The sequence below is a fragment of the Bacillus cereus group sp. BfR-BA-01524 genome (assembly GCF_022662595.1).
GTDB classification, from domain to species: Bacteria; Bacillota; Bacilli; order Bacillales; family Bacillaceae_G; genus Bacillus_A; species Bacillus_A thuringiensis_S.
On record NZ_JAKUDW010000198.1, the window covers coordinates 1 to 3,145 of the forward strand.

The following is a 3,145-nucleotide window of genomic DNA, read 5'->3' on the forward strand; positions in this document are numbered from 1 at the left end:
ATCATAAACTAGTAGCTGAATGGATAAACCAAAGGCACATCCCTTAATGGGATGTGCCTTTTTTTCATAGAAAGGGGAAATTAGAGTGGATAAAAAGAAAAAACAACGTGTAAGACGTGTGATTATTATGGGGGTTGTCGCAATGATTGTATCGCTATACATTGGAAGCGAATTTCAGGATCGGAATGGGAAGAGTTATGCTCCAGCAAAGTATTTTGAAACAGGAACGAAATTGATTTCGTATTAAAAGTACTTTGTTTTATTTCACTAACTATAGTGGATGGATATACATGACATGTACTATAGTTGTTGTTATAATATGTGTAGAAGTATTACAAAGATAGTTTTTGCATAAACTAATAAAGACGAAGTGCTGGTAACACTTCGTCTTATGTAACTGCTACCGCAAGGTGGATGGTTGCTAAAAAAGAGTTTATTTTTTCTTAGAATCACCCTTCAAACGCTTGCCGGCATTGTGGGTGGTTCTTTTCGTTTTTCGTCGCTTTTTTGTATTTGCTTCCAAGACGTTGATAGGTATTTACCTACTCGTTTTGCAAAAAATACAGCGACTTCTCTAGCAATTACTTTCAGAATTTCAATTGCTATCGTGAAAAGTATATCCATTCGATCACCTCCTTTCTCTATAAAATGAAAGAGAAAGGATAGCAACCGACCACCTAGGAATATTCGGTTGCGTTAGATTAATTACAACATGTTTTTGGTATGCTTAATAGGTTATAAACCTTGTTGTAACAGAGTTTTTGGAGGGTTTTTAATTTATGATTACGTGTTTTTAAATAGAAAAAACAGATATTTTTTAGAAATGATTGACATGAAACTATATATATCATAATATTAAGATTGTAATATTAAAGAAAATAAATCCAACATTTTCATATAGACTTTAGATTAGCTAAAAGGACACACCTAAGGCGCATTATGCCATAGGTGTGTCCTTTTTTTGCGTTTAAAGGCTACATAAGGAGGAATACAAACATTGAAGCCATCTAAGTTTCAAAAGAAGCAGATTGCTGCGGTAGGTTTAGCTGCTGCAACAGTAGCGGGTATCTATGGGTACAATCATTTCGCAGTCGAAAATGCAGTAAAACCAACAAAGATTGTTGTAGCCGCAAAGGATATACCTGCGCATACAGAGATTAAAGAAGACATGCTAGTGGAACGAACATTACCTGGTGATGGGATTCCTCCAAATGCATTACGTGTAAGTAAAAAAGAGGTTATAGGTAAGTGGACAAATGATGGGCAGCCCATCACCGAAAATAGCTATCTTTTTAAAAATAAAGTAGTAAAGAAAGATGAGTTACCTGACTCTGCAATTTTAAATTTGAAAGATGGAGAAGTTGCATTCCCGTTACTCGTTGATTTGGAAACAAGTTCAGGTAATAGTATCATTCCTAACACGTATGTGGACTTATATTTTAAGCAGATTGTGAAGGACGGGGACAATGAGAAGGTAGTATTCGGTGGTCTTTTCCAACGTGTACGTGTTACGGCTGCAAAGGATAGCAATACAGAAGATGCATTTGTACTAGAAAAGAAAGAATCAAAAGAAGAACAAGAAGGAAAACAAAAGCCAAAGGTAACGCGATTATATACATTGGCTGTTTCATCAGAACAACTTCAATATCTAAATCGTGCGAAAACACTTGGAGATGTAATTCCTGTTGCAGTTGGACAAAAGGTAGAACAAACAGGTAAAAAATTAGAACCAGCAGAAGGATTCTCGCAAATATCTGACCAGAAAAATATTTTAGACTATGTAGAGAAGCATTCAACCAATCCCATATCTAAAAGTGTAAAAGAATATGTTGCACAGTATCTGAACGAATCCAAATAAGGAAGGGGCTTTTAAGATGGACCGGCAAGTAAGAATGGTTTCCTTTTATGCGACAAACGAAAACGTAGGAAAAAGTACGTTAAGTATTGCGATGGCAAATGAGTTAGCTCATTTAGGGAAAAAGGTGCTTTATGTAGAAGCGGACCAAGTAAGACCAAACTTCGCGGTTGGAACAGGTCTTAGCCATGAGAGTAAAAACATGCTAGGGCTTGTAAGAAAAAAAAATGAATACAAGGCTGACGCAAAAATTACACGATAAGATGGATTTTCTGGTGTTTCCATCAGGTTATAGCTTAACTCAATTCCCAGAGATTCAAAACAAAGAATTGTTTGTAACGACATTTATCGAATCACTTGTAGATACAGAATATGACTACATCATTCTATCGGTACCAACTGAATTATCCGAGGTGCTTAGTTACCCAATCCTATACCAATCAGACCTTGTTGTTCATGTGCTAAATGGCAACCCTCGTGGTGCGTTAGCAATTAAAAGAGAATTACAACTAATAGAAGAAGCAAAGCTAACATTGCCTCGTATGATTCATGTTTTGAATATGGGAGACGAGGACTATGTAGAAGATATTGAAAAGCTTTCTTCCCAAAAAATTGAGGTGACAATTCCGTATGACAGAGATCGTACGAGTTATGAATGGGGGATGCAATTTGGTTCCCCGCAAATTAATGCAAAGGTCCATCATATTATGGAAGCAGCTGGTCTTGATATTCCATCCCAGCACTTCTCTATGAAAAAGGGTCTCTTTGGTTTACGAAATTAAAAAGGTGGCAAGTAGTATGTGGGGCTATTTACAGGAAAAACAAGTATCCTTAAAGCGAAATCGAGTGGATTTATATCACTTTGGTTATAGGATTCGTTCTAAATCGGTTCGAAAGTTAGGAACAACTACAGCTCAACAAATTAAAGATATAACAGATGAAATTCGTGCATTTTTAGTAAAAGACCATCGTGATATCTTAAGCGAATCCTTTATGAATAAAGAGAAGAGAACAGCTGTAGAACAAATCATTAAAAGCTTTTTATTGAGTAATCAGGTTGTCATTTCAGAAGTACCTTCTGAACAATTACTAAATATGGTGTGTGACGAAATTGTGGGGTTTGGGATTATAGAACCTTTAAAAGAAGATAAGGATGTAACGGATATTTATATCAATGGAACAAAAGAAATCATTTACGAAAAAATTGGAGAGGGAGAATGTACATTTCCTTACCGATTTGAGACGGAAGAAGAAGTGAAAGCTCTAGCTTATAAGATGGTAAACAGTACA

2 protein-coding genes and 3 pseudogenes are annotated in these 3,145 nt (G+C 35.9%); 4 read left to right on the top strand and 1 reads right to left on the bottom strand.

Annotation, left to right across the window (positions count from 1 at the left end; all coding sequences use genetic code 11):
- Positions 1-85: 85 nt before the first annotated feature.
- A complete protein-coding gene (locus MR170_RS30180) occupies positions 86-247 on the top strand; it encodes a hypothetical protein (RefSeq protein WP_162900602.1) in 162 nt (53 codons plus the stop codon).
- 186 nt (positions 248-433) lie between these two features.
- Here the strand turns inward: MR170_RS30180 and MR170_RS30185 are convergent.
- Positions 434-624, bottom strand: a pseudogene (locus MR170_RS30185) (hypothetical protein).
- A gap of 373 nt (positions 625-997) precedes the next feature.
- On the opposite strand from MR170_RS30185, the gene cpaB reads away from it, so the two are divergent.
- The 3 genes and pseudogenes from cpaB to MR170_RS30200 all read left to right on the top strand — a co-directional run.
- Positions 998-1,858, top strand: coding sequence for a Flp pilus assembly protein CpaB (cpaB, locus tag MR170_RS30190; protein WP_242310565.1), 861 nt, complete (start codon positions 998-1,000; stop codon positions 1,856-1,858).
- Positions 1,859-1,874: 16 nt separating this feature from the next.
- Positions 1,875-2,637, top strand: a pseudogene (locus MR170_RS30195) (AAA family ATPase).
- Positions 2,638-2,653: 16 nt separating this feature from the next.
- Positions 2,654-3,145, top strand: a pseudogene (locus MR170_RS30200) (CpaF family protein); the annotation flags it as partial.